General features: G+C 66.5%; 26 protein-coding genes. 8 read left to right on the forward strand and 18 right to left on the reverse strand.

Annotated elements, in window-relative coordinates; translation table 11 throughout:
• Window positions 1-107 precede the first annotated feature (107 nt).
• The 3 genes from XI09_RS36330 (at window position 108) to arfB (ending at window position 3,422) form a co-directional block, all read left to right on the forward strand.
• Window positions 108-1,502, forward strand: coding sequence for a M16 family metallopeptidase (locus tag XI09_RS36330; RefSeq protein ID WP_442869645.1), 1,395 nt, complete (start codon window positions 108-110; stop codon window positions 1,500-1,502).
• Window positions 1,499-2,887, forward strand: coding sequence for a M16 family metallopeptidase (locus tag XI09_RS36335; protein ID WP_442869646.1), 1,389 nt, complete (start codon window positions 1,499-1,501; stop codon window positions 2,885-2,887). The genes XI09_RS36330 and XI09_RS36335 overlap by 4 nt, the downstream gene beginning before the upstream one ends.
• Window positions 2,888-3,005: 118 nt before the next feature.
• On the forward strand, window positions 3,006-3,422 hold the full coding sequence (gene arfB, locus XI09_RS36340) for an alternative ribosome rescue aminoacyl-tRNA hydrolase ArfB (RefSeq protein WP_092189759.1): 417 nt from the start codon (window positions 3,006-3,008) through the stop codon (window positions 3,420-3,422).
• A 58-nt stretch (window positions 3,423-3,480) separates the two neighbouring features.
• Here the strand turns inward: arfB and XI09_RS36345 are convergent, their stop codons facing one another.
• Window positions 3,481-3,789 carry a hypothetical protein gene (locus XI09_RS36345; RefSeq protein ID WP_271571173.1) on the reverse strand — a complete coding sequence of 103 codons (309 nt, stop codon included), beginning with the start codon at window positions 3,787-3,789 and terminating at the stop codon, window positions 3,481-3,483.
• A gap of 317 nt (window positions 3,790-4,106) precedes the next feature.
• Here XI09_RS36345 and mutL point away from each other — a divergent pair, with 317 nt between their 5' ends.
• Window positions 4,107-5,918, forward strand: coding sequence for a DNA mismatch repair endonuclease MutL (gene mutL / locus XI09_RS36350; RefSeq protein ID WP_271571174.1), 1,812 nt, complete (start codon window positions 4,107-4,109; stop codon window positions 5,916-5,918).
• 114 nt (window positions 5,919-6,032) lie between these two features.
• Here the strand turns inward: mutL and rsmD are convergent, their stop codons facing one another.
• Window positions 6,033-6,587, reverse strand: coding sequence for a 16S rRNA (guanine(966)-N(2))-methyltransferase RsmD (rsmD, locus tag XI09_RS36355; RefSeq protein ID WP_271571175.1), 555 nt, complete (start codon window positions 6,585-6,587; stop codon window positions 6,033-6,035).
• Between the two features lie 168 nt (window positions 6,588-6,755).
• Window positions 6,756-8,813 (reverse strand): pseudouridine synthase, encoded by a 2,058-nt coding sequence (locus tag XI09_RS36360; RefSeq protein ID WP_271571176.1) that lies wholly within the window; start codon window positions 8,811-8,813, stop codon window positions 6,756-6,758.
• A 119-nt stretch (window positions 8,814-8,932) separates the two neighbouring features.
• On the opposite strand from XI09_RS36360, the gene XI09_RS36365 reads away from it, so the two are divergent.
• Window positions 8,933-9,391, forward strand: a complete 459-nt coding sequence (locus XI09_RS36365) for a nucleoside deaminase (protein ID WP_271571289.1) — start codon at window positions 8,933-8,935, stop codon at window positions 9,389-9,391.
• Here XI09_RS36365 and XI09_RS36370 read toward each other — a convergent pair.
• The 5 genes from XI09_RS36370 to XI09_RS36390 form a co-directional block, all read right to left on the reverse strand.
• The gene (locus XI09_RS36370) at window positions 9,388-10,293 is read right to left on the reverse strand and encodes an alpha/beta fold hydrolase (protein WP_271571177.1); all 906 of its coding nucleotides are present in this window, start codon (window positions 10,291-10,293) and stop codon (window positions 9,388-9,390) included. The two genes, XI09_RS36365 and XI09_RS36370, sit on opposite strands and share 4 nt — an antisense overlap.
• Window positions 10,294-10,482: 189 nt before the next feature.
• Window positions 10,483-11,766, reverse strand: coding sequence for a phosphoribosylamine--glycine ligase (gene purD, locus XI09_RS36375; RefSeq protein ID WP_271571178.1), 1,284 nt, complete (start codon window positions 11,764-11,766; stop codon window positions 10,483-10,485).
• A gap of 227 nt (window positions 11,767-11,993) precedes the next feature.
• Window positions 11,994-12,293: a winged helix-turn-helix domain-containing protein gene (locus XI09_RS36380; protein WP_060910428.1), complete on the reverse strand. Its 300-nt coding sequence runs from the start codon at window positions 12,291-12,293 to the stop codon at window positions 11,994-11,996.
• Between the two features lie 3 nt (window positions 12,294-12,296).
• Window positions 12,297-12,851: a hypothetical protein gene (locus tag XI09_RS36385; RefSeq protein ID WP_271571179.1), complete on the reverse strand. Its 555-nt coding sequence runs from the start codon at window positions 12,849-12,851 to the stop codon at window positions 12,297-12,299.
• Window positions 12,848-13,858 (reverse strand): alpha/beta hydrolase, encoded by a 1,011-nt coding sequence (locus tag XI09_RS36390; protein ID WP_271571180.1) that lies wholly within the window; start codon window positions 13,856-13,858, stop codon window positions 12,848-12,850. Before XI09_RS36390 ends, XI09_RS36385 begins: the two co-directional genes overlap by 4 nt.
• A gap of 119 nt (window positions 13,859-13,977) precedes the next feature.
• Here XI09_RS36390 and xseA point away from each other — a divergent pair, with 119 nt between their 5' ends.
• Window positions 13,978-15,615: an exodeoxyribonuclease VII large subunit gene (xseA, locus tag XI09_RS36395; protein ID WP_271571181.1), complete on the forward strand. Its 1,638-nt coding sequence runs from the start codon at window positions 13,978-13,980 to the stop codon at window positions 15,613-15,615.
• Between the two features lie 264 nt (window positions 15,616-15,879).
• On the opposite strand, the gene XI09_RS36400 is transcribed toward xseA, so the two are convergent.
• On the reverse strand, window positions 15,880-16,029 hold the full coding sequence (locus XI09_RS36400; RefSeq protein ID WP_271571182.1) for a hypothetical protein: 150 nt from the start codon (window positions 16,027-16,029) through the stop codon (window positions 15,880-15,882).
• Between the two features lie 257 nt (window positions 16,030-16,286).
• Window positions 16,287-17,111 carry a dienelactone hydrolase family protein gene (locus tag XI09_RS36405; RefSeq protein ID WP_271571183.1) on the reverse strand — a complete coding sequence of 275 codons (825 nt, stop codon included), beginning with the start codon at window positions 17,109-17,111 and terminating at the stop codon, window positions 16,287-16,289.
• A gap of 202 nt (window positions 17,112-17,313) precedes the next feature.
• On the opposite strand from XI09_RS36405, the gene XI09_RS36410 reads away from it, so the two are divergent.
• On the forward strand, window positions 17,314-17,541 hold the full coding sequence (locus XI09_RS36410) for a DUF2093 domain-containing protein (protein WP_271571184.1): 228 nt from the start codon (window positions 17,314-17,316) through the stop codon (window positions 17,539-17,541).
• A 16-nt stretch (window positions 17,542-17,557) separates the two neighbouring features.
• Here XI09_RS36410 and XI09_RS36415 read toward each other — a convergent pair whose 3' ends face one another.
• Window positions 17,558-17,863 (reverse strand): hypothetical protein, encoded by a 306-nt coding sequence (locus XI09_RS36415; protein ID WP_092187548.1) that lies wholly within the window; start codon window positions 17,861-17,863, stop codon window positions 17,558-17,560.
• A gap of 549 nt (window positions 17,864-18,412) precedes the next feature.
• Here XI09_RS36415 and XI09_RS36420 point away from each other — a divergent pair.
• Window positions 18,413-18,598: a hypothetical protein gene (locus tag XI09_RS36420; protein WP_271571185.1), complete on the forward strand. Its 186-nt coding sequence runs from the start codon at window positions 18,413-18,415 to the stop codon at window positions 18,596-18,598.
• A gap of 385 nt (window positions 18,599-18,983) precedes the next feature.
• Here XI09_RS36420 and XI09_RS36425 read toward each other — a convergent pair whose 3' ends face one another.
• From XI09_RS36425 to XI09_RS36455, 7 genes are all read right to left on the reverse strand, one after another.
• Entirely contained in the window at window positions 18,984-19,319 is a 336-nt protein-coding gene (locus XI09_RS36425) for a GYD domain-containing protein (RefSeq protein WP_271571186.1), read from the reverse strand.
• 313 nt (window positions 19,320-19,632) lie between these two features.
• Window positions 19,633-20,649, reverse strand: a complete 1,017-nt coding sequence (lpxK, locus tag XI09_RS36430; protein WP_271571187.1) for a tetraacyldisaccharide 4'-kinase — start codon at window positions 20,647-20,649, stop codon at window positions 19,633-19,635.
• Window positions 20,642-21,976, reverse strand: coding sequence for a 3-deoxy-D-manno-octulosonic acid transferase (locus XI09_RS36435; RefSeq protein WP_271571188.1), 1,335 nt, complete (start codon window positions 21,974-21,976; stop codon window positions 20,642-20,644). The genes lpxK and XI09_RS36435 overlap by 8 nt, the downstream gene beginning before the upstream one ends.
• Window positions 21,939-22,652, reverse strand: coding sequence for a lysophospholipid acyltransferase family protein (locus tag XI09_RS36440; protein ID WP_271571189.1), 714 nt, complete (start codon window positions 22,650-22,652; stop codon window positions 21,939-21,941). Before XI09_RS36440 ends, XI09_RS36435 begins: the two co-directional genes overlap by 38 nt.
• Entirely contained in the window at window positions 22,649-22,894 is a 246-nt protein-coding gene (locus XI09_RS36445) for a DUF4170 domain-containing protein (protein ID WP_011090249.1), read from the reverse strand. Before XI09_RS36445 ends, XI09_RS36440 begins: the two co-directional genes overlap by 4 nt.
• Window positions 22,895-22,954: 60 nt before the next feature.
• A complete protein-coding gene (locus XI09_RS36450) occupies window positions 22,955-23,773 on the reverse strand; it encodes a 3'(2'),5'-bisphosphate nucleotidase CysQ (protein ID WP_271571190.1) in 819 nt (272 codons plus the stop codon).
• Complete coding sequence (locus tag XI09_RS36455; protein ID WP_271571191.1) at window positions 23,760-25,151, reverse strand: TldD/PmbA family protein; 1,392 nt, start codon at window positions 25,149-25,151, stop codon at window positions 23,760-23,762. The genes XI09_RS36450 and XI09_RS36455 overlap by 14 nt, the downstream gene beginning before the upstream one ends.
• Window positions 25,152-25,267 lie beyond the last annotated feature (116 nt).

Raw genomic sequence — 25,267 nt, forward strand, 5'->3', positions numbered from 1 at the left:
TCACGATGACGGCGTTCTCTGCTTCGTGACGCGAAGCCTCAGCCGCACGGTGTAGCATGCCGTGCCGCCGAGCCGGACATCCGGACCTCGGCCTTTCACTAGGGATCATGATGTCCTCTTACCGATCGGCTGCCTGCCTCCTTGCCGCGCTGCTTTCGACGAGTGTCCTCTCAGCCAGCGCGGCCCTCGCCCAGACCACGGTGACATCGGCCCCGCCCGCCAGCTTCACGCTCAGCAACGGCATGCAGGTCGTGGTGATCCCGGATCACCGCACGCCCGTGGTCACGGAGATGATCTGGTACAAGGTCGGCTCGGCCGACGAGACGCCGGGCAAATCCGGGCTCGCGCACTTCCTCGAGCACCTGATGTTCAAGGGCACCTCGAAGCATCCGGTCGGCGAATTCTCCCAGACCGTGCTTCGTGTCGGCGGCAACGAGAACGCCTCGACCTCGGTCGACTACACCAACTACTACCAGCGCGTGCCGCGCGAGCAGCTGCCGACCATGATGGAGTTCGAGGCCGATCGCATGACCGGCCTGATCCTCAAGGACGAGAACGTGCTGCCCGAGCGCGACGTCGTGCTCGAAGAGTACAACATGCGCGTTGCCAACAATCCGGACGCGCGGCTCAACGAGCAGATCATGGCCGCGCTCTATCTCAACCATCCCTATGGCCGGCCGGTGATCGGCTGGCACCAGGAGATCGAGAAACTCGATCGCGAGGATGCGCTGGCCTTCTACCGTCGCTTCTACGCGCCGAACAACGCGATCCTGGTGATCGCCGGCGACGTCGAAGCCGCCGACATCCGTCCGCTGGTCGAGCGCAATTTCGGCGCCATCCCCGCCCAGCCCGCGATCCCGGCACGCCGCGTCCGCCCGCAGGAGCCGGAGCCGGCGGCACCGCGCACCGTCACGCTGGCCGACCCGCGCGTCGAGCAGCCGAGCCTGCGGCGCTATTATCTCGTTCCCTCGGCGACCACGGCTGCGGCCGGCGAAAGCGCGGCCCTGGACGTGCTCGCGCAGCTGATGGGCAGCGGCAGCAATTCCTATCTCTACCGCGCCCTCGTCGTCGACAAGCCGCTCGCGGTCTCCGCCAACGCCAGCTATTCCAGCATCTCGCTCGACCCGACGCAGTTCGCGATCTCGGCCGCGCCGAAACCCGGCGTCAGCTTCGCCGAGGTCGAGCAGGCGGCCGATGGCGTCATCGCCGACATCGCGCAGAACCCGATCCGCGCCGAGGATCTCGAGCGGGTCAAGACCCAGCTCATCGCGGAAGCGATCTACGCCCAGGACAACCAGGCGGTGCTGGCGCGCTGGTATGGCGGCGCGCTGACCACGGGCCTGTCGATCGAGGACATCAGGAGCTGGCCCGACCGCATTCGCGCGGTCACCGCCGAACAGGTTCGCGCTGCTGCGCAAAAATGGCTCGAGAAGAAGCGTTCGGTGACGGGCTATCTGATCAAGGACACTGCGACCACCAAGCGCGAGGAGAAGCGTTCGTGACCTATCCCTTCCTTCGCGCAAAACACTTCCGACGCACAAGGCACTTCGCGCTGTCCTTCGTCACTGGCGCGGCGCTCGCGCTCGCCGCGGTCTCGCCGTCGCAGGCCGCAGCAAAGATCCAGCGCCTGATCTCGCCGGGCGGCATCGAGGCCTGGTTCGTGCAGGATGCCACCGTTCCGCTGATCGCCATGGAATATTCCTTTGCCGGCGGCTCGGCTCAGGATCCCAAGGACAAGTCGGGCGTCGCCAATCTCGTCGGCGATCTCCTCGACGAAGGCTCCGGCGATCTCGACTCCAAGACCTTCCACGAGCGGCTCGACCGCCGCGCCATCGAGCTTTCCTTCAGCGCCACCCGCGACGCCTTCCGCGGCAGCTTGCGCATGTTGCGCGACAACAAGGACGAGGCCTTCGACCTGCTGCGGATGGCATTGACCTCGCCGCATTTCGACACCGCCGACGTCGAGCGCATCCGCTCGCAGGTGATCTCGGGCCTGCGCCGCGAGACCACCAATCCGTCGTCGCTGGCGAGCCGCAAATTCCTGGAGGTCGCCTTCGGCGATCATCCCTACGGCCGGCAGACCAACGGCACGCTGGACACCGTGCCGACCGTCACCGTCGCCGACATGAAGGACTATGTCGGCCGCGTGCTCGCCAAGGACACTTTGAAGGTCGCAGTCGTCGGCGACGTCGATCCGGCGACCCTCGGCAAGCTGCTCGACCACACCTTCGGCAGCCTGCCCGCCAAAGCCAATCTCGTGCCGGTCCCCGACATCGAGGCGGCCAAGCCGCCGCAGCGCGCCTTCATGCCGCTCGACGTGCCGCAGACCGTCATCACCTTCGGCGGCCCCGGCGTGAAGCGCAGCGACCCGAACTTCATGGCGGCCTATGTCGTCAACCACATCCTCGGCGGCGGCGGACTGTCCTCCCGGCTCTATCGCGAGGTCCGCGAGAAGCGCGGGCTGGCCTATTCGGTGTTCGAATCCTTGCTCTGGATGGAGCATTCGGCGGTCTTCATCGGCAATACCGGCACCCGCGCCGACCGCGCCGGCGACACCATCGAGGCCATCGAGAAGGAGGTGCGCCGGATCGCCGAGGAGGGCCCGACGCAGAAGGAGCTCGATGAGGCCAAGTCCTACCTCAAGGGCTCGCAGATGCTGGCGCTGGATACGTCCTCGAAGCTCGCCCAGGCGCTGCTGCAATATCAGCAGGACAAGCTGCCGATCGACTATATCGAGAAGCGCAACGCCATCGTCGACGCGGTGACGCTGGACGACGCCAAGGCGGCCGCCAAGCGCCTCTGGGGCCAGGGCCTCCTGACCGTCGTCGTCGGCCGCGCCCCGCAGGCCGCCGCGCAGCCGGCGGCAGCGGCGCCCAAGTCGAACTGAGGTCTTCCATCCGCGGTGTTAAATGGCCGGGCTTGCCCCGGCCATTTGCGTTTCGCATGAGCGCCATTGCCGAACGTGGACGTCCGGGATATGTCCGGTCATCACGAATGGTGCCATCATGCTGCGGATATCCCGCGATCTCGTCATCGACGAGGACGACATCGAGATCGGCTTCGTCCGCGCCTCCGGCCCCGGCGGGCAGAACGTCAACAAGGTCGCAACCTCGGCCCAGCTGCGCTTCGACACGCGCAAGCTGACCCTGCCGGAGGATGCAACGATCCGGCTCGCCCGCATCGCCGGCCAGCGCATGACCAAGGACGGCGTGATCGTGATCCACGCCCAGCGCTTCCGCACCCAGGAACGCAACCGCCAGGACGCCATCGACCGGCTCGTCGAGATCCTCAGCGAGGCGATGATACGGCCGAAGCCACGGCGCGCGACACGGCCGACCCTTGGCTCCAAGCAGCGCCGCCTCGACGGCAAGAAGCGTCGCAGCGACGTCAAGGCCGGACGCGGCCGGAGTTTCGACGATTGAATGGGCAAAGACCTCCGGCCGCCGAGCGACCGGAGGTTTGCAGGTTCACGTCTCGGCGTCAGTAACGCTTGCCGGTAGCGGGACTGCCCGAAGCGGAATCGTCGACCGCCCCCTTGTGTGCTGCGCTTCCCGTTGTGCCGACCGCGCCCTTCGTTCCCTTGGTCGACTTCATGCCCACCTTCTCACCCGCAGCGCCCTGCTGCGTGCCGAGATCCTCATCTTCGCTGGCTGACGCGCCCCCCTGCATGGGTTTGCTTTGCACGGTGCCGCCGGGCTTGGTGCCAGCTGACGTGCCTTGCGCGAAAACGGGCGTCGCAATGAGGGCCGCAAGAGCGCATGCGATTGCAGAAGTCTTCACCAACTTCATCCATTTCTCCTGGATTTTTTGCGATGACCGGGTCGGCTGCGTCCTGCGCCGTCCGCCTGCACCGGACCGGTTCATCGCATAGAGAGTTCGAACGGCGCAATCGCGATGCAAGCCGCCTCATGTGGTGATCGTTTAGGGATTTCGAGGCGGTTTCGCGGAATTGTCCTCCGCATATGCGGCAGCGCGGAACACGTTCCCCGCGTGCATAAGAAGTACGCGAGGTTGGACGCGCCCACATTTGCCATGTGGGAAGCTCGACCTTCCCCATGCATTTGTGCCCCCGAGGCATTAGACTGGGATATTCGCCGAGTGAGCCCATGCCCGTCCGCCAATTGCCAGAGCAAGTCGTCAACCGCATCGCCGCCGGCGAGGTGGTCGAACGGCCCGCGAGCGTGGTCAAGGAACTGGTCGAGAACGCGATCGACGCCGGCGCGAGCCGGATCGACGTCTTCACCGATGGCGGCGGCCGGCGGCGGATCGGCATCACCGACGACGGCAGCGGGATGACGGCGAAGGATCTCGCGCTCGCGGTGGAGCGCCACGCGACCTCCAAGCTCGACGACGAGGACCTGCTCCAGATCCGCACGCTCGGGTTCCGCGGCGAGGCCCTGCCCTCGATCGGCTCGGTGGCGCGTCTGTCGATCACCACGCGCCATGCCGGCGAGCCGCACGCCTGGGCGCTCACCGTCGAGGGCGGCGAGAAGTCCGAGATCATGCCGGCGGCGCTGGCCCACGGCACGCGCGTCGAGGTCAACGACCTCTTCTACGCCACGCCGGCGCGGCTGAAGTTTTTGAAGACCGACCGCACCGAGGCCGAGGCGATCCGCGAGGTGGTGCGGCGGCTCGCAATGGCGCGACCGGACGTCGCCTTCACACTCGCGGGCGAAGAGCGTGCGCCGGTGACCTGGGCCGCGGCGCTACCCGGCGCCGCCGGACGGCTGACACGGCTCGGCGACATCCTCGGCGCGGAATTCCGCAGCCATGCCATCGAGGTCCATGCCGAGCGCGAGGGCGTCGTCGTTTCCGGCTATGCCGCAGCCCCTGCGCTGACGAAAGCCAACGCGCTCGGGCAATATCTCTTCGTCAACGGCCGCCCGGTGCGCGACAAGCTGATCTTAGGGGCGGTGCGCGCGGCCTATTCCGACTATCTGCCGCGCGACCGTCATCCGGTCGTGGCGCTGTTCGTCACGCTTGATCCGCGCGAGGTCGACGCCAACGTGCATCCGGCCAAGACCGAGGTCCGCTTCCGCAACGCCGGCCTCGTGCGCGCGCTGATCGTGCATGGATTGAAGGAAGGGCTCGCGCGCGAGGGCAGGCGCACCGCCGCCAACAGCGGCGAGAGCGCATTGTCCTCGTTCCGGCCCGCGTTCACGCCGCGCCCGGCGAGCTGGGACTGGCGGGCCTCGCCATCCGCGCCGGTCGCACCGATGCCGTCATTCGACGGGGCGGCGGCCCCTGCCTTCGCCGAGCGCGCCCAAGCCGCGTTCGACGTCGGCGCGCCCAGTGCGGACGTGCGGTTCGAGACGCAGCCCGTCGGCGACCTCGTCGATCGCCCGCTCGGCGCCGCGCGCACGCAGATCCACGAGACCTACATCGTCTCGCAGACCCGCGACGGCCTGATCATCGTTGACCAGCACGCGGCGCATGAGCGCATCGTCTATGAGCGGCTGAAGGCCTCGCTGGCCGCCAACGGCGTGCAGCGGCAGATCCTGCTGATCCCCGAGATCGTCGAGATGGACGAGGCCACGGTGGAGAGCCTGCTCGAGCGCAGCGAGGAGCTTGCCTCGTTCGGGCTTGCGATCGAATCCTTTGGCCCGGGCGCGGTCGCCGTGCGCGAGACGCCGTCGCTGCTCGGCAAGACCAACGCGGGCGGGCTCTTGCGCGACCTCTCCGAGCATATGGCCGAGTGGGACGAAGCGCTGCCGCTCGAGCGCCGCCTGATGCACGTCGCCGCCACCATGGCCTGCCACGGCTCGGTGCGCGCCGGCCGCAGGCTCAGGCCCGAGGAGATGAACGCCCTGCTGCGCGAGATGGAGGAGACGCCGAACTCCGGCCAGTGCAATCACGGCCGGCCGACCTATGTCGAGCTGAAGCTGTCGGATGTGGAGAAGCTGTTCGGGCGGCGGTGATTTCGTAGGGTTCGTAGGGTGGGCAAAGGCGCGTAGCGCCGTGCCCACCATCTCTCCGAGAGAGCAGCAGAAGTGGTGGGCACGCTTCGCTTTGCCCACCCTACGGCAGCAAAGCTACGGCCTCTTCAAAAACACGAACTCCGTGTCGTCATAAGCCCGCCGCTCCAATTCCTCGAAGCCATCAGGCGTCGCGAACTGCGCGGCCTTCGCCTCTTCCACCACCAGCAACGCGCCCGGCGTGAGCCAGCCGCCGTCGCGCAAGCTCACAAGCGCCTTCTCCGCAAGTCCCCTGCCATAGGGCGGATCGAGGAATACCAGCGAGAACGGCTCGACGGGATGCGCCGGGCCGAGATCGGTCGCATCGCGGCGATAGACTTTTGTCACCCCGCCGAGGCCGAGCGATTCTACATTGTTGCGCAACAACGCCCGCGCCTCCGCACCGTTGTCGACGAACAGCACGAACTTCGCGCCACGCGAAGACGCCTCGATGCCGAGCGCGCCGGTGCCGGCGAAGAGATCGAGCACGCGCGCGTCCTCGATCGGATCGTCATAGGCGTGGACGAGGATGTTGAACACGGACTCGCGCAGGCGATCCGCCGTGGGGCGGATGTCGCGCGAGGACGGTGAGGCGAGATTACGCCCCTTCAATCGACCGCCGACGACGCGCATCTAGATGTCTCCGTCATGCCCGGGCAAAAGCGCGAAGCGCGTCTTCGCGCAGATGTCCCGGGCATCCACGTTCTTCAACCATGGACCCGAGCAAGACGTGGATGGCCGGGTCAAGCCCGGCCATGACGATCCGTTGCGGAGTGTCAGGGTCGCTTGAACCATTCGACGTTACTCGCCGTCCCGCGGCGTCAGGTCGCGCTTGCCGTGATAGCCGCGCTTGGGACGGCGCGGCGGGCCGTAGCCGCTCGCCTCCGCCTCGTTGCGCTCGCGCGCTTCGTCGCTGCCGGTGCGCTGCACCAGAACGCGGCGGCCCTTGCGGTCGTTGATCACGGCGCGCTTGCTGGCGGGCTTCTTCTCGCGCGGCACGCCGTCGTCGGTCGAAGCGGCCTTCTGCGGCACGTCGAACTCGGCGCCCGACTTCTCGATCACCTTGTCGCCCAGCTGATCCCGCAGCACGCGGGACCTGACCTCCTCGACCTGCCCCTCGGGGACTTCGCCGAGCTGGAACGGGCCGTAGGAGACGCGGATCAGCCGGTTCACCTCGAGCCCGAGATGGGCGCAGACGTTGCGCACCTCGCGGTTCTTGCCTTCACGGATCGCGAACACCAGCCAGACATTGGCGCCCTGGTCGCGCTCCAGCGTCGCATCGATCGGACCGTATTTGACGCCCTCGACCTCGATGCCACTCTTGAGCTCGTCGAGCTGTGCCTGGGTGACGTCGCCATGGGCGCGGACGCGGTAGCGGCGCAGCCAGCCGGTGTCCGGCAGCTCAAGCGTGCGCGCGAGGCCGCCGTCATTGGTGAGCAGCAACAGGCCTTCGGTGTTGAAGTCGAGCCGGCCGACGCTGATCAGGCGCGGTAGACCTTCAGGCAGATTGTCGAACACGGTCGGACGGCCCTCGGGGTCGTCATGCGTGGTCATGAGGCCGCGCGGCTTGTGATAGAGGAACAGCCGCGTGCGCTCGCGCGGCGGCAACGGCTTGCCGTCGACAGCGACGACGTCGTTCGGCGTCACGTCGAGTGCGGGCGAATTGATGACGCGGCCGTTGACGGTCACGCGGCCCTGCGTGACCATCTCCTCGGCGTCGCGGCGCGAGGCAAGCCCCGCACGCGCCAGCGCCTTGGCGATGCGCTCGCCGGCCTTCTTCGGCTTCGGCGCTTCTTCGCGGCGCGGCCGCCCCTCGAAATCCCGATCGCGCTCGCGATAGGCACCGCGGCCGCCGAAGGCCGGGCGCTTCTCGAAGATCCTGCTCTCGTCCTCGTTTTCACGGCGCGGACGATCACCGAAGCGACCTTCGCTGCGCGGATGCTCGTGCCAATCGGAGCGGCCTTCCGAGCGCTCGCGCGGGCGATTGAATTTCGGACGGTCGCCGCCGCGCTCGCTATCGCCGTCACGACGGGGGCGATCGAATTTTGGACGATCATCGCGCGGGCGATCGAACTTGGGGCGATCAAACTTGGGCCGCTCGCGGAACGGACGATCGCCCGACGGACGATCGTCGCGCGAACGCGAGAACCGGGGGCGATCCTCGCCGCCTTCGCGCTTCTGCCAGGGCTTGTCCTCGCCGCGGTCGCGGCCGCCGAAATCCTTGCGCGGACCCTTGCCAAAATCCTTGCGCGGCGGCCGGTCGCCGCGCGGACCCGCATCGCGCTTCTGCCACGGCTTCGAATCGCTGCGCTCGCCACGATCGCGCGGGCGGTCGCCGCGGTCCGGTGCGCCGCGCGAGAATTTCCGTTCACCGTCGAACTTGCGTTCCGGACGGTCGCCACGCGGCGCGTAGGGCCGCTTGTCGCCGAACTTTTTGTCGCCGGTCCGGCCGGCCGGACGGGAGTCGTCGCGATCCCGGCTGCGCGGCGGACGGTCGTCACGGCCGTAGGACGGGCGATCACCGCGCGGCTTGAACGGCCGCTTCTCGCCATCGCGCGAGGTGCGATCGGAAAACGGACGGTCGCCACGCGGCTTGAAGCTGCGCTCCTCACCGCCGCGGTCGTCGCGCTTGAAGCGCGGGCGGTCGCTGAAATCGCGGCGCGGCGCATCGCCCTCCTCGCGGCGGCGGAACGGACGGCTGTCGCGGTCGCCGCGGGGCGGGCGGCTGTCGCCCTTGCCCTCAGGGCCGCGCTTGGCGAACTTCTTCTCGGGGCCGCGCGGCTTGCCGGACCGGCCCTTGGCCGGGCCACGATCACGCCGGCCGCGGGAATCGTTGTCTTTGTCGCTGTCGCGAGGCATGAATAATCTCACTCAGGGGGTGGCCAGAAAGCAGTGTGCGCGCTCGTTCCGAGCCGCATGCTCAGGCAAAACCGGTATTCACTCTTGCTGAAGGCGGAGCTACTAGCAGGTTTCTGGCGATGATACGAGGCTTGAAAGCCCCCTCTTTCATGGATTTGGCGCTCAAAACGGCCGAAAATGCCGGAAAGGCGGGCGAAGTTCCGATCGGATGCGTGGTCGTCCGCAACTACGAGGTCATCGCCACCGCGGCGAACCGGACGCTGACCGACTACGACCCCACGGCCCATGCCGAGATCGTTGCGCTGCGCGAGGCCGCGAAAAAGATCGGCAGCGAGCGCCTGGTCGACTGCGACCTCTACGTGACGCTGGAGCCCTGCACCATGTGTGCGGGCGCGATCTCTTTTGCAAGGGTCAGGCGACTCTATTACGGCGCCGCCGACCCCAAGGGCGGCGCGATCGAGTCCGGTGTGCGGTTCTTTGCCTCACCGACCTGCCATCACGCGCCGGACGTCTATTCCGGTGTCGGCGAGAGCGAAGCAGCGCGGCTGCTCAGGGAGTTCTTCCGGGAGCGGCGTTAGCCCGCGAGGAAGAACTCGCGCAGCGCCTGCGCGGTGACGTCGGGGTTCTCCTCGGTGAGGAAGTGGCCGGAATCCACCGGCATGCCGTCGACATTAGTCGCCCATTGCTTCCACGTATCCAGCGGTGTCGCGGCGGCCTGCGCGACGCCGGCGTTGCCCCACAGCGCCAGCATGGGAATGGTGATCTTCTTGCCGGCCTCGAAATCGGCCTTGTCGAGGTCGTAGTCGAAATAGGCGCCGGCGCGGTAGTCCTCGCACATCGCGTGCACACGGGCGGGATCGCGGAACGGGGCGATGTAGTGTTCGAGCGCGCGCTCGTCGATGGCGTCGAGCGTCTTCGATTTGGTCTGGCTCGCCATCTTGAAGCGCAGGAAGAACTCGCCATTGCTCGAGATCAGCGTCTCCGGCAGCGGCGCGGGCTGCGCCAGGAAGGTCCAGTGATAGATCTTCAGCGCGTAGGCGCGGTTCATCCGCTCCCAGTAATTATAGGTCGGCAGGATATCGAGCACGGCGAGCCGCGACAGCCGGCCGGGATGGTCGAGCGCGAGGCGGTAGGAGACACGGCCGCCGCGGTCGTGGCCGGCGAGCGCGAAGTGCACGTGGCCGAGGCGCTCCATCGCCTCCACCATGGCCTTGGCCATCGCGCGCTTGCTGTAGGGCATGTGCAGCGCGTCGCTTTCGGGCATGTCGGACCAGCCATAGCCCGGCAGGTCGGCGATGATCAGCGTGAACTTGTCGGCAAGCTGCGGCGCCACGCGGTGCCACATCACATTCGTCTCGGAGAAGCCGTGAAGGAGCAAGAGCGGCGGTCCCTTGCCGCCGACGCGGGCAAAGATGCGGCCGAAGGAGGTGTTGATCCACTCGGAGGCGAAGCCGGGGTAGAGGTCGGCGAGATCGGACATCTTTCTGCATCCTTGTCTGGTCAGTCCCGGAGCGGCTCCCAACAAAAATGTCGAAAACAACCCCATGCACAGTAGCACGCGTCCTCGGCGAAGGGCGCTAAGCCCAACAGCCGACTACGCATTTTTGAAATGTCGATGTGGCGGCGCGATGGCGCAAGGTTCCGTGCGCGCGCAGCGGAAAAAAGCCTGTCAGCCCCTGGCCTTCTCGGCTTCCACCGCCTGCCAGCCGATATCGCGGCGACAGAAGCCTTCCGGCCAGTTGATGCGGTCCACGGCCTGATAGGCGCGGCCTTGCGCCTCCGTCACGGTCGCCCCCAGCGCGCAGACGTTGAGCACGCGGCCGCCATTGGCGAGGATTGCGCCGTCCTTTGCGACCGTGCCGGCGTGGAAGATCTCGACGGTATCGACCTTGGCGGCCTCCTCCAACCCCTCGATACGTGTGCCCTTCTGATAGTCGCCGGGATAGCCCTTCGCCGCCATCACCACGGTGAGCGCGGATTCCGGATACCAGCGCAGATCGAAATGCTTCAACTCCCCGTCGCAGGCGGCGATAAACGCCGGCACGATGTCCGACATCATGCGCAGCATCAAGACCTGGCACTCGGGATCGCCGAAGCGGACGTTGAACTCGAACAGCTTCGGACCCTGCGTGGTCAGCATGATCCCGGCATAGAGCACGCCGCGGAACGGCGTGCCGCGCTGCTTCATGCCGGCGACCGTGGGCAGAATGATCCTGGCCATGATCGCGTCATGGATCGCCGGCGTCACCAGCGGCGTCGGCGAATAGGCGCCCATGCCGCCGGTGTTCGGGCCGACGTCGTGGTCGAACACGCGCTTGTGGTCCTGCGCGGAGGCCAGCGGAATGGCGGTCTCGCCGTCGCACAGCGCGAAGAAGCTGATCTCGCGGCCCGGGAGAAACTCCTCGATCACGACTTCAGTGCCGGCTTCGCCAAAGGCGCCCTCGAACATCATGGCAATGGCGTCCTCGGCCTCACGCACGGTCTTGGCGACGACGACGCCCTTGCCGGCGGCAAGACCGTCGGCCTTCACGACGATCGGCGCGCCCTGACTCTGGACATAGGCGCGCGCGTCATCGGCGTTGGTGAAGCGCTTGTAGGCGCCGGTCGGAATGCCGAATTCGGTGCAGAGCGCCTTGGTGAAGCCCTTGGAGCTTTCGAGCTGGGCGGCGGCCCCGCTCGGCCCGAACGCCTTGATGCCGGCGGCGGTGAGATCATCGACGATGCCGGCGGCCAGCGGCGTCTCCGGGCCGACCACCACCAACTCGACCGCGTTCGTCTTGCAGAAGTCGATCACGGCGGCATGGTCGGCGACATCGAGCGCCACGCACTCCGCTTCGCGCGCGATGCCGGCATTGCCAGGCGCGCACCAGAATTTGGTCACCAGGGGGGAGGCCGCGATTTTCCATGCGAGGGCATGTTCGCGGCCGCCGGAACCGAGCAGGAGAATGTGCATCGAAGGCTCGAAAAGAGGGGTTTGCTGGGGGCGGAGGTCGCACGAATCGCGGCGCGTCTCAAGGGGGCGCCATTCCAATTCCCCGTCATTCCGGGGCGCGCGTAGCGCGAGCCCGGAATCCATTGGCCCGCAGCGTTGGTAGTGAAATGGATTCCGGGCTCGCGCCCAAAAGGGCGCGCCCCGGAATGACGGCGAAGAGAGCGGGACGCCCCGGAATGACGGGGAGGTCAGACCTGCTTGCCCGCGATGATCTCCTGCAAGGTCGCGACATGGCGCGCGAAGGCGCCGCGGCCGGTAGCGGTGGCGGTCACCGTGGTCTGCGGCTTCTTGCCGACAAAGGCCTTCTCCACGGACACATAGCCGGCCTTGGCCAAGGTCTCGATATGCGCGCCGAGATTGCCGTCGGTGGCGCCGGTGAGCTTTTTCAGCCGCGCGAATTCGAGGCCAGCGGACACAGGCAGTGCGTTCAGCGCCGCCATGATCTTGAGCCGCAGTGGCTGGTGGATGATGTCGTCGAGCTCGGCCATTGGCTAGATCCGCCGCATCCAGAGGCCGCCGAGGATCAGCCCGCCGCCGTTGACGCAAGCCATCCAGAGCGGGAACGCCTCGCCGATGGTGAAGAAGCCGATCAGCGTCAGCGCGGAGATGCCGAGGCCGATCGCCACGAAGGCATAGCCGAACCAGAGTCCGGCCAGCGTGTAGAACAGCATGAAGTAGAGCGGCCAGAACGCGCCCAGCTGACGCGGGCCGAAATGGCCGATCACGTTGGTGCAGAGATAACCGAAGGCGAAGAACAGCACGAACACCAGGAGCAGCCTGACGTCGAAGCCGGCACCATGGGGATGATGCGGCGGATTGAGCAGGCGTAGCGCAACCAGACCGCCGACACCGAGAACATCGACCGCGACCCAGGCATAGACCGCGTAGATCGGCCAGAGCCAGGTCACGAGATTGCCTGCGAACACCAGTACGCCCCACCAGACGGCCGCATAGCTTGCGAGCTCATAGAGCTGCGATTGCTTCACGCGCTGAACGATATCGTCGATGTCGGCCAGCGCGGCGGACGCCTCCTTGCTGTCGATCATGACTGCCCGCTCCCGCGCGTTGCCACGTCCTCGGCGATGGCCGAGATCGCCTTCGGGCTGGTGACGATGCCCATGTGGTTGATGCCGTCGATGATCTTGACGTCGACCGACGGTTTGATCGCCTGTACCGTCTCCGCATATTTGTCCGAGATCATCATCTCGTCCTCGGCACCGCCGAAGATCGTGATGGGGCGCGTCGTCGCCGCGAGATCGAGACGATAGCCGCGCGTCGCGAAATTGCGCATCAGGCGATCGGAATAGGTGGAGACGAGATACTTCGCCGAATTCGCAGGCACGGCGAGAGCAAGCACCGGAAGCTGCGAGCAGCAGTCGATGCCGAGCTTGCGGAGGGCGGTGAGGCCGAGGAGGCGGGGAACGTCGGCAATGGCCCAGCCGCCGGCATGCGGCTTGTTGGTCGGCGCGTCGTAGCCGAGATAGGGCGCGAGCAGCACGGTGCGCACGAACATGTCCTGCATGATCGGCGTCGCGGCAACGCGCAGCGAGAAGCCGGCGCCGGCGGAATGGCCGATCAAGGTCAGCGGCAGATCGGGCGCAGCCTTGCGGACATGAGCGACGAAGTCGACCAGATCGTCCTCGAGCTGACCGACATAGCCGATATCGCCGCGCGTGCCCGAGGCGCCGTGGCCGCGCATGTCGAGCGCCCAGGTCTCGACGCCGCGCAAGGCGATCGCATGGGTCAGCGCGTGGTTGACGGTGCCGCTGGAGCCGGAGGAGCCGTGGATGAAGATCGCGCCACGGCCGCTCGCCGACCCGTTCGGGACGTAGTGGCGAAAGCCGAGCCAGGTGCCGTCACGGGCCTGAAAACGCTCGAGCGGCGGCATGGTCGAGAAGTCGACAAGCTTCACCGACTCCGAGACCGACCGCATCTCGGGCGGCCGCTCCGGTGGCGTTGCGATCATCGCGACCAGGATCAGCGCCACGGCGCCGACTGCGCACAGGGCCCATTTCAGTCCGTTCAACACGCCGCGCAGCAGCTGCTTCGCCATGGCTCAACTCCATTGAACTCACCATCAATAGATAACTCTATAATACAGAGTACTCTTCCGATCAATCCCAGGATTGGCGCCGCGCGGCGAAAATCCTTAACGTCGGGCCTGACCCCAAAATGCCGAATCGTTTGCCGATGCCGCCCGCGGAACCCCTGCTCAACGCCCCCGAATTCACCGTCTCCGAGCTCTCGCAGTCCCTGAAGCGGACGGTGGAGGATGCCTTTGGCCATGTCCGGGTCCGCGGCGAGATCTCGGGCTTTCGCGGCGCCCACTCTTCCGGCCACTGCTATTTCGCGCTCAAGGACGAGAGCGCCAAGATCGAGGCGGTGATCTGGAAGGGCGTGCACGGCCGCATGCGCTTCAAGCCCCAGGAGGGGCTCGAGGTCATCGCCACCGGCAAGCTCACCACCTATCCGGGCTCCTCGAAGTACCAGATCGTGATCGAGGCGCTGGAGCCGGCCGGCATCGGCGCGCTGATGGCGCTGATGGAAGAGCGCAAGAAGAAGCTCGCCGCCGAGGGCCTGTTCGACGAGGCGCGCAAGCAGCTGCTGCCGTGGCTGCCGGAGGTGATCGGCGTCGTGACCTCGCCGACCGGAGCTGTGATCCGCGACATCCTGCATCGGCTGGAGGACCGCTTCCCCCGCCATGTGCTGGTGTGGCCGGTCAAGGTGCAGGGCGAAGGCTCGGCCGAGCAGGTCGCGGCCGCGATCCGCGGCTTCAACGCGCTGCCGGAGGGCGGCAAGATTCCGCGCCCCGACGTGCTGATCGTCGCGCGCGGCGGCGGCTCGCTGGAGGATCTCTGGTCCTTCAACGAGGAGATCGTGGTGCGTGCAGCCGCGGAGAGCATGATCCCGCTGATCTCCGCGGTGGGGCACGAGACCGACATCACGCTGATCGATTTCGTCGCCGACAAGCGCGCGCCGACGCCGACGGCCGCCGCCGAGATGGCGGTGCCGGTGCGCAGCGATCTGTTCGTCGAGGTCGCCGATCTCGCCCGCCGCACCCGCGCCTATTGGCAGCGTGCCCACGAAAGCCGCCGCAACGAGCTGCGTGCTGCTGCGCGCGCACTGCCCGCGGCCGGCGATCTCCTGGCGATCCCGCGGCAACGGCTGGATTCGGCAGGCTCCGCCCTGCCCCGCGGCCTCAAGGCCAACACGCATGCGCATTTCCGCAGGTTCACAGCCGCCAGCGCCAAGCTGACGCTGCGCGTGCTGCACGGGCAGATATCGCAGGCCGATCACCGCCTCACCGTGTGCGGCGAGCGGCTGGGCCTCTCCGCACGCTCGCTGCTGCGGCAGCGGCGCGACCGTTTTGCCGGGCTGGAAGTGCGACTGCGGGCCTCAAAACTCGCCAACGCGCAGGCGCAGCGCAACGCGATTCTCCGCCAGCGCGAGCGCACGCAGCGTCTTTCCGAGCGGGCTAACCGCGCTCTCGTCACGTTGCTGCAGCGGCTCGATGCCCGCGTCGAGAACAGCGGCAAGCTGCTCTCCGCGTTGTCGTACCGTGGCGTGCTCGCGCGCGGCTTTGCGCTGGTACGCGATGAAGCTGGCCATCCCCTGCATTCGGCAGACAGCGTCGGTCCCGGCGCGCGCGTCGAGATCGAGTTCGCGGACGGACGTGTCGGCGCGACAACGGACACGGATCGCCCGGCGCCTCCCGCAAAGCGCGCACAGCAACCGAAGCCGGCCGCACAAGAGACCAAGCCCGCCCCGAAGCGCGTCGGCAAGCCGGTGGATCAGGGCAGTTTGTTCTGAGGGCGGTGACGGCGCTGCTCCGCCCTCAGTGTCATTCCCCGCGAAAGCGGGGAACCCAGTAGGCCGCGGCTTCTCAGTAAAACCACGGACGTCTCGGAGTACTGGATCGCCCGGTCAAGCCGGGCGATGACAGCGCGTGTGTGGCGTGCACGTGCAGCTCCAACCTCGTCATTGCGAGCGCAGCGAAGCAATCCAGACTCCCTCCGCGCAAAGATTCTGGATTGCTTCGCTGCGCTCGCAATGACGCTGTGGATGCAGCCCGCCTTACCGGCAGGACAATCCCGCGTCGATCGTGGTCCAGAAGCCGCAATGTTCCGGCGCGAGCATTGGCGCGCCGGCATGGGCTTCGAACAGGAAGACCGCGACGGTGAAGACGATCAGTGCGGAGGCGAAGAGAGTGATGCGGTTGCGCATGTGAGATGCGTTTAACCGACATCGTGGTCGAACTATGGCACCGCCACATGCTGAAACCGCAGCCGCGCGCGATCCGTAGATTCACAGTCGGCCATTATCCGTGCAGGGCGGTGGTCGATGCGGGGCTGTCCGCCTCAAATTGTTCCTCGGGCGGCCCCGCTTGGGAATCCGTCGCCCCGTAGCCCGCATGAGCGAAGCGATATGCGGGAACTGTCTTCCCGGATATCGCTTCGCTCATCCGGGCTACTGGATATTCATCACCGCGCCAGCCACTCCGCGACTTGCTTCTGCGACTCCGCGCGCGCGACCGCATCGGTGCCGAGATGGCCGTGCTCGGGCGCGGCGGCGTCGCTGCTGCCGGCAGCGGCGTGCAGAGGCGTGTTGGCGCGGTCGAAATCGTGATAGGCGCCGGGATAGACCACGATGCGCGCGAGCGCGCTGCGGCCATGCGCACCCTCGACCATCTGGCGGCAGGCCGACGGCGACGACACGTCGTCATCGGCGCCGATCAAAACCAGCGTCGGCACCCGCGTGCTCCAGCCGAGGCCGGCGGAAATCCGGCAATCCGGATAGAACGCAATCGCCGCTCGGAAATCCGGCCCTGCGTCGCGCGCCGCATTCTGCGGACGCACCGCCCACAGCAGCGTGCTCGCGCCGTTGGCCCAGCCGATCAGGCTGACGCGGTCGCGTGCGACCCAGGCCTGCTTCATCAGCCAGGCGCGCGCGGCCGCAACATCGGCGACACGCTCGCGCCGCGCCTTGACGTGCGTCTCCTTGACGCGGCATTGCGGCCCGAGCTCACGCGAGCCGTAGCTGTCGGGCAGCAACACCGCGTTACCAGCCTTGAGCAACCGCTCCGCCCAGTCGCGATAGCGCGGCAATACGGGATCGCCATGGCCGCCAAGGCCGCCGCAGCCATGCAGCGCGATCACGGTCGGAAACGGCCCCGCGCCCTCGGGCTTGTAGAGCTGCGCATGCAGGACGCCGGACGACAGCGGAATCTCGACCTGCTGCGGCGCAGGCGCGGCGCGCGCGGCCGACATCAACAGCATCAGGAACAGGGCGGTCAGTCGCAGGCGCATCGGACTCTGCCGTATCAGGTGCCGGCCGCGGGCGCCGGGACGATCCTTCGCCCGAAGCACTATCACGCGGAAACAGCGGCAAAACATCACAAACCGGTGGGTTTACCGGGCGGACAGGCCACCCTATCTATGCTACATCCCGTTCAACACATCGTGCCCTCCAGGTTTTCTACGGAGAGGCCTTCCACGGAGACTTTCGACCGTGCTGAACAAGTTCGGCTCTTCCGGCCATGGCGAAGCGCAGGTGCAATATCTCGACGGCGATTTCCGCGTGATCTCGCCGGGAACCTATGTGCGCTGCGCGATCACCGACACGCGGATCCCGCTCGACGAATTGAAATACTGGAGCGTGGACCTGCAAGAGGCCTACGCCACGCCGGCCGCCGTGCTGCAGCGGCATTTCCCCGGCGCACCGAAGCCGCAGCCGTGAGGCCGCGCCCGCGCCTCTATTGCTGCTCCGTGGCATTCTCGCCCACGCAGGTCTTGATGAAGGTCTTCCTGGGCTCGCCGACGACCTTCTGATCGATCGCCTGCTTCAGGCAATCGACTCGCGCCTGCGCCATGCAGAGCTGCAGCTGGTCGCGCTTGTCCTGCCCCTTCAGGTTCTGCGTCGAGCTTAAGCATGTGACGCGCTTGGTCGCGGGAACCGGCACCGTGCCGGTCGAAGCGGCGGGCGGCGTCGTTTGTGCAAACACGGGCGCAACAATCAGACACACAAGGCTGGCGGCGACAGTCGCGGACGGCAGTTTCATCGAATTCTCCTGATCGGTCCCAGACCGATAGGCGTTTTGCGATGAATGTCGCGTGAATGATGTCGTCGCGCTGGAGAGCACCTCCCGGACTCTATCGCACGGTGATCCGAGAGGAGTGGAGCGATTTCGTCGCGCAGGGAAGCACGAGCAATGCAGCCTATCGCGAGACATGGGGATGGATGTGTCGGCGTCTCAACTTGCGGGTCTCCGAAATGATCTCCCTCGTGCCGATCCGCGTTGCATCGCGTAGTGCTTGCACTTCGTAGTTAGTCATTTCGCGCTGTGGTTGGATTCTTTGTTGCGGATCGGCGCCCTTAAGTTGTTTGACGAAGTCTTGGTGAAACAGAGGGCTGCTATGCTGCATCTTAGGTAACTGGCCCTGCTCTTTTTATCGCACAGACAATCAAGTCAACCAAACGGCCATTGAGCTTTGGAATTGGCGCAGTCTGTGAACGGGCTCATATCGAAGAGCCATCCGGCGGGTTACGATCACCTCGAAAATTTGCGGTGGAATGTCTGTAAATCGAAAGCCAAACGATGGGGGTGATCATGCCCACCATACTGGACCTGCTCTATCGTGAATATTGCCGCGCCCGCCTCGCTGAAATGCGGAAACAGCTTCTGATCGCAGCTGAACGCTCTGAAGCTCTCGAAGCGCATTATCATCCTGCAGATCAGGGTGACGATGAGAGGACGGACGCACAAGACAAGACCGGTCGCGGCGTGCCGAATTGAAGCGGCCCCAAGACCGGCGATCTCTCCCGCGTAGCAGTGACCAAGCAATTGGCAGCAGTTTGGGAGGCAGCGATGAATACACCCGAATGCTATACTGTCATGGTGGCCTGCGTCTCGTGCCTGACCATCATCGGAATGATGGCCGTTGGAACGTGGTGAGCATGACTGATTGCTGAACCGCGATCGCAATCCGCTACCTGGGTCGCAGGCAAGCACGTTCACTCGGACATACGGCGCCGGACGCAGCACGTGCCGTCCCGCATCGTCCGTCAATGGACGCCGGAAGGCCTTCGCCTCACCTCGGTTTGCAGAACTGATTCTTGCTGTGACGTGAGCGTTGCCGCCGCTGGACCCTCCTGCGGCGGCATCGCTCGAGATCCGGATGTCAGCCTCCGGGCGGAGTATACGAAGGACGCAGCTTCGCCGCGTTCTGGCGGACCTGCTTGATCTCGTCCTGCGTGAACAACCGAGTCAGTTTCACGTCCTGCAGAGTGCCCGCCGCGACGGTCAGGCCGGAAATCGCCGGAGCCGCACCCGGATCAGGCACATCGAAAATCACCAGAACGCCTGGGCCGTCGGCCGCAACGCTGTACATCGAAATCAGCTTGCCGCCGGCCGCTTCGATGAGTTTTCTCGCCGCCTCCTGGCGATTGGTCGTGGGGTTTTCCAAAATGGCGTTGAGCGCGCGTGGTGTGTATTGTCCGGTGAGGCAAAAATGCATGGCATGTTCTCCTCTGTGCTTTTGACAATAATTCTGCCTGCCGTTCCGAACTGGTCGTTACGGCCGCCGCATTTGAAATGATGAAGGTACACTGCCCGCCGTGGACATAAACGCCGCCGATGATTGCCAGGAGTTCGGCACGTCCCGGTGACGGCTCTCATGAAAGGCTACATCAACTCCCGAACGTGCGGAAGAGACTTCATCAGCCGCGACATGTCGCCCCGATCGATTGTCACATATCGCATGGCGCTGGACTGTTTTTCCGTCCCCCGCTCTTTGGGCTACGCGGAGCCGCTTTGCCATCCCTACGCGATCATCGCCTGCCGAACCGCCGCTCGCGCGCCTTGTAGAGATGGTCGCTGATCAACTGCCGCAGCTTTGCGGGCTCGTCGAATTCGAGCTGAACCGCGAACGGCACGATGCCGTCGGGCACGCACTCGCTGCCACGCAGGCGCGCGAGGTCCTTTTCCGTCGTCACCAGCGTGAGCTGCTCGCGCTGGGCGTCCGCCGCGAGCGCGGCAATCTCCTCGGGCGAGAACACGTGATGATCGGCGAAGGAACGCGTGCGCGCGACCTCGATGCCGCTGGCGCGCAGGGTGCGGAAGAAGCGTTCGGGATCGCCGATGCCGGCGAAGGCGAAAACCCGCTTGCCGAAGATCTGCGCGACCGAGGCAGCGACCGGCTTCAGGCGCGCGCGCAGCTCGGGCTTGTTGCGCTTGGCGAGCTCGGCGGCGACGTCGTTGGCGGCACGGCCGTCGCCGATCAGCACCAGCGCGTCGGTGCGCGCGAGCTGCGCCTTCAGCGGCGCGCGCAGGGGACCGGCGGGAAACACCTTGCCGTTGCCGATGCCGCGCTCGCTATCGATCACGATCAACGAGGTATCCTTCAGCAGGTGCGGGTTCTGGAAGCCGTCGTCCATCAGGATCACGGTGGCGCCTTGTGATTTGGCGAGCGCGACGCCGTCGAGGCGGTCGCGCGCGACGACGACCGGAACGTCGCGCGCCATCATCAGCGGCTCGTCGCCGATGTCGGCTGCGATGTGACGCGCGCGATCGACCATGACAGGGCCGTTCAGGCGCCCGCCATAGCCGCGGCTGAGCACGACAGGCGTCTCGCCGAGCTCGCGCAGGAGCTTCGTCAGCGCCAGCACGGTGGGCGTCTTGCCGGCACCGCCAACATGATAGTTGCCGACGCAGATCACGGGGATGCCGGCATCGAAACCCTTGAGCGCCATGCGACGCGCCGTGATCGCGCCATAGAGCGCGCCCAGGGGACGGAGGATTTGGGACTCTGGGGAACGCGGCCGGTACCAGAAGGCCGGCTCACGCATTGGCGGCTCCCATCTCGATCCGCAATTGCAGCAGATACGGCTCGAGCGCGGTCATGGTGCGCTCCAGCGCGCCGCCGAGCTGCTCGACCACGCTGCTGCCTGCGTGCTGCAGCTTGTCGCGCACGGTGGGATCGGCGAGCAACTGGCCGAGCTGCTTGACCAGAAGCTCCTGCGTGTCGGCCTGGCGCGCGCCGCCGCTCGCATCGAGCGCTTCGTAGACGTCGGCGAAGTTGAAGACGTGCGGACCGTGGACGATGGCAGCACCGAGCTTGATCGCCTCGATCGGATTCTGGCCGCCATGGCGGATCAGCGATCCGCCCATGAACACGATCGGCGAGAGGCGGTAGAACAGGCCGAGCTCACCCATGGTGTCGGCGACATAGACATCGGTGGTCGCCGTCGGCAGCTCCTCGCGCGAGCGCAGCGCCGGCTTCAGGCCCGACGCGGTGATCAGGCCCGAGATCGAGGAGCCGCGATCCGGGTGGCGCGGCACGATCACCGTCAGAAGCTGCGGGAAGAAACCGACGAGGCTGCGATGCGCCGCCACCAGCATCTCGTCCTCGCCCGGATGGGTCGAGGCCGCGACGATGATCGGCCGCCCGCGCGTCATCGCCATCAGCCGTTCGAGCTTGGCGGGATCGGCCGGCGGCGCCGGCACGTCGAGCTTGAGATTGCCCGTGGTGAGAACGTCGCGGCCGCCGAGCGCGGAGAAGCGTTCGGCGTCGGTCTTGGACTGCGCGAGGCAGATGTCGAAGCGCGACAGCAGCGCCGAGATGGTGCCGTACATGCGCTGCCAGCGCGGGAAGGAGCGCGGCGACATCCGCCCGTTGATCAGCACCATCGGCACCCGTCGCGTTGCGCCCGCCAGGATCAGGTTCGGCCAAAGGTCGGATTCGATGAACAGCGCCAGCGACGGCTTCCAGTGGTCGAGGAAGCGCGCGACATAGCGCGGGGAATCATACGGCACGTATTGATGGATGACGTCGGGCGGAAAACGCTTGGCCACCACCGCGGCCGAGGTGACGGTGCCCGACGTGAGCAGGATGCGCAAATTGAGATCGCGCAGGCGCTCGATCAGCGCCGCCGCGGCCAGCACCTCGCCGACGCTGGCGCCGTGGATCCAGACCAGCGGACCATGCGGCCGCACGTCCCGGGACAGGCCACGCCGCTCGCCGACGCGCGCGGGGTCTTCCTTGCCCTGCTTCAGCCGCCGCTTGATCAGCGCAGGCGCGAGCGGCACCAGGCCGGAGGCTAGGCGTTGATACATCCGCAGCGTCATCGGGAGCGTGTTAGGCATCTTCCGGCCCCGGGCGGCCGAGCTGCGCATAGGCGCGGCGGGTCGCCTCGTTCAACGTCTCCTCCAGCTCCAGCCGCAGCGCTTCCATCATGGCGGCGTCGGCGTCCGGCGGAACGTGGATTTCCTTGATGCCGACCAATGCGCCCCGCCCGAATGGCAAATGGATGGTGGTGCGGTCCCAGTTCTTGAGCCGGATGAAGCGGCTGGTCGCCATCGCAAAAGGCATGATCGGCCGCCCCGATTCCCGTGCCAGCATGATGATGCCGAGCCCGGCCACGCGCGAGCGCTTGGGGACATCGGCGGTCAGGGCGACATTACAACCGTCCTGAAGCGTCCGCACCATTTCCTTGAAGGCGCCGACGCCGCCCTTGCGGTGGAAGGCGCCGCCATGGTCGCCGGAACCGCGGATGGTGCCGATGCCGAGCCGCTCGGCGGCGATCGCGTTGAACTCGCCGTCGCGATGCCGCGAGATCAGGACCCTGGCCTTGTACCAGTCCTTGTTCTTGATGAAGGGGGTGAGGAAATGCTGGCCGTGCCAGAAGGCGAAGATGGCGGGGATCTGCGGCTCGACGCGTTCATAGACGTCCGGCGGATCGAACGTGAATGTGTTGGTCCGCCAGACCAGACGCAGATATTCGGCCGCCAGGACCCCGACGGCACGCTGAACGAAGCTGCTCCGCAGCGTATTGCGAAGCAGCCTTTTCAACGCGCCTTCGTTTCTTGATTCGGGTCGAGCAGCCGGTGGAGATGGACGATGAAGTAGCGCATCTGCGCGTTGTCGACCGTGCTCTGCGCCTTGGCGCGCCAGGCGACGTGAGCGGACGCATAGTTCGGATAAAGGCCGACGATCTCGACGTCGTCGAGGTTCTTGAAGGTGTTGTGCTCGAGATCGAGCAGTTCGCCTCCGATGACGAGATGGAGCAGTTGTTGCGGGGCACTATCTGGCATGGGTTCTCTTCCTAACGGGCTGCCCGGCAAAGCAGTGTTCGACAAGCACAGCGAAAGCGCTCAGGGCAAGGGACGATTTCGAAAATGCGCGACAATGCTCGCATGACGATCGCGACCCGCTGCCACCAGCACTCCGTGCGCCACTTCCCGGCGGTTATAGAGGATGGGATCTCCGGAGAGGTCACTCATCCTACCATCCGCTTCCTGCACGATCAAATCGGCCGCCGCAAGGTCCCAATCATGGCTGTTGCCGCCCGCAAAAGCCGCATCCAGCGCGCCATGGGCGACCCGGCAGAGCCGGAGCGCGAGCGAGCCGATTCGCGGGTGCAGCTTGATGTCGCCGCCGGAGCTGTTGAGCCGCTCGACCATCGGCTTGGGGCCGGCCATGCGGGAGAAATCGAGCGTGGACCCGGACGTCGCCCGCACCGGCTTGTCGTTGAGCAGCGTGCCCTGGCCGCGGGCCGCGAAGAAGAACTCGCCGCTGGTCGGCGCGAACACCGCGGCCAGCACCGGCGCGGCATCCGCGACCAGCGCCACGCTGACGCACCAGTCGTCGTGGCCGCCCAGATAGTTGCGCGTGCCGTCGATGGGATCTACCACCCAGACGAGCCGCCGCGACAGCCGCGTGGCGTCGTCGGCGCTCTCCTCCGACAGCCAGCCATAGTCGGGCGTGGCACTGCGCAGGCGCGCTTCGAGCAGGTCGTTGACGGCGATGTCGGCTTCCGACACCGGCGAGGACGCGCCCTTGGTCCATTTCCTGAGCTCGGTGCGGAACATCGACTGCGCGAGCGCGCCCGCTTCCCGCACCGTGTCCTTCAGCAGCGCTGCGTCGCGGGTCAGGATCGTCGCGTCGAGAGAGTTCGCGTCAGCGTCCGCCAAGCGTCAAACCCTCGATGCGCACCGTCGGCGCATTGATGCCATAGCGGAACTCGAGATTGTTGGCGGGCTGCATCGACTTGAAGATCTCGAACAGGTGGCCCGCGATCGTCACCTCGCTGACGGGATAGGTGATCTCGCCGTTCTCGATCCAGAAGCCGGAGGCGCCGCGGCTGTAATCGCCGGTGACGCCGTTGACGCCGGAGCCGATCAGGTCGGTGACGTAGAAGCCCTGCTTGATGTCGGCGATCAGCTCGGCCGGCGTCGGCGTGCCGGCCTCGAGATGCAGATTGTACGGCCCGGGCGAGGGCGAGGACGAGACGCCGCGATGGGCGTGGCCGGTGGTGGCAAGGCCCAGCTCCCGCGCGGTGGCGCAATCAAGCAGCCAGGTCGTCAACACGCCCTCGTCGATCAGCGCGGTCTTCTTCACCGCGACGCCTTCGGCATCGAAGGTCTGCGAGCGCAGGCCGCGCTTGCGCAGGGGATCGTCGATGATGCGGATGTTCTTGGCGAACAGCTGCTGGCCGAGCTTGTCCTTCAGGAAGCTGGTCTTGCGCGCGATCGAGGCGCCGTTGATGGCGCCGACGACGTGGCCGACCAGGGAGCCTGCAACGCGCGGATCGAACACGACCGGGACCTTGCAGGTCTCGACCTTGCGCGGATTGTAGCGCGCCACGGTACGCTCGCCGGCGGAACGGCCGACGAGCCCCGGCGACAGCAGATCGGCCCCATGCGGCGCCGAGGTGAAATCGTAATCGCGCTCCATGCCGGTGCCCTCGCCTGATATCGCGGTGGCCGAGATGCCCTGGCTGGAGCGCAAGTAGGAGCCGTGAAAGCCGGTGCTGGTGACGAGCACCATGCCGCCGATGCCGGCGGAGGCCGAGGCACCGCCGGACTTGGTCACGCCCTTCACCGCGAGCGCCGCAGCCTCGGCTTCGAGCGCGCGGCGCTCGAGCTCCCCGGTAGCCGGCACATCGGGATCGAGCAGATCGAGATCGGGGAAGTCGCGCGCAAGCAGCGCGGGATCGGCGAGGCCGACATATTTGTCGCTAGGTGCGACGCGCGCCATCGCGACCGCGCGTTCCGCGAGCTTGGTCACGGCATCGCCGCTGACGTCGTTGGTCGAGACCACCGCCTGGCGCTGGCCGACCAGAACGCGCAGGCCGACATCGTCGCCCTCGGACCGCTCGGATTCCTCGACACGGCCGTCGCGCACCTCGACGCCTTGCGAGACGCCGCGCACTGCGACCGCATCGGCCGCATCCGCGCCGGCGCGCCTGGCCGCCTCGACCAGCCGCTGCGCGAGATCGGACAGCGCGGACTGATCGAACAGGTCGCGATTGGCTTTGGGCGAAAGCGTCGAGCTTGGTGAAGGGTTCACAAACGAAATCCTGTTGGGGGGCGGGGGTTCGGGACCGGAACCCACAGATGTGCCCTGATAGCGCGGACTTCAAGCATTTTCAGCCCGCCAAAAGCTCAGATTCGCGACTTCGGCGC

The organism is Bradyrhizobium sp. CCBAU 11386 (assembly GCF_028128955.1).
Lineage (GTDB): Bacteria > Pseudomonadota > Alphaproteobacteria > Rhizobiales > Xanthobacteraceae > Bradyrhizobium.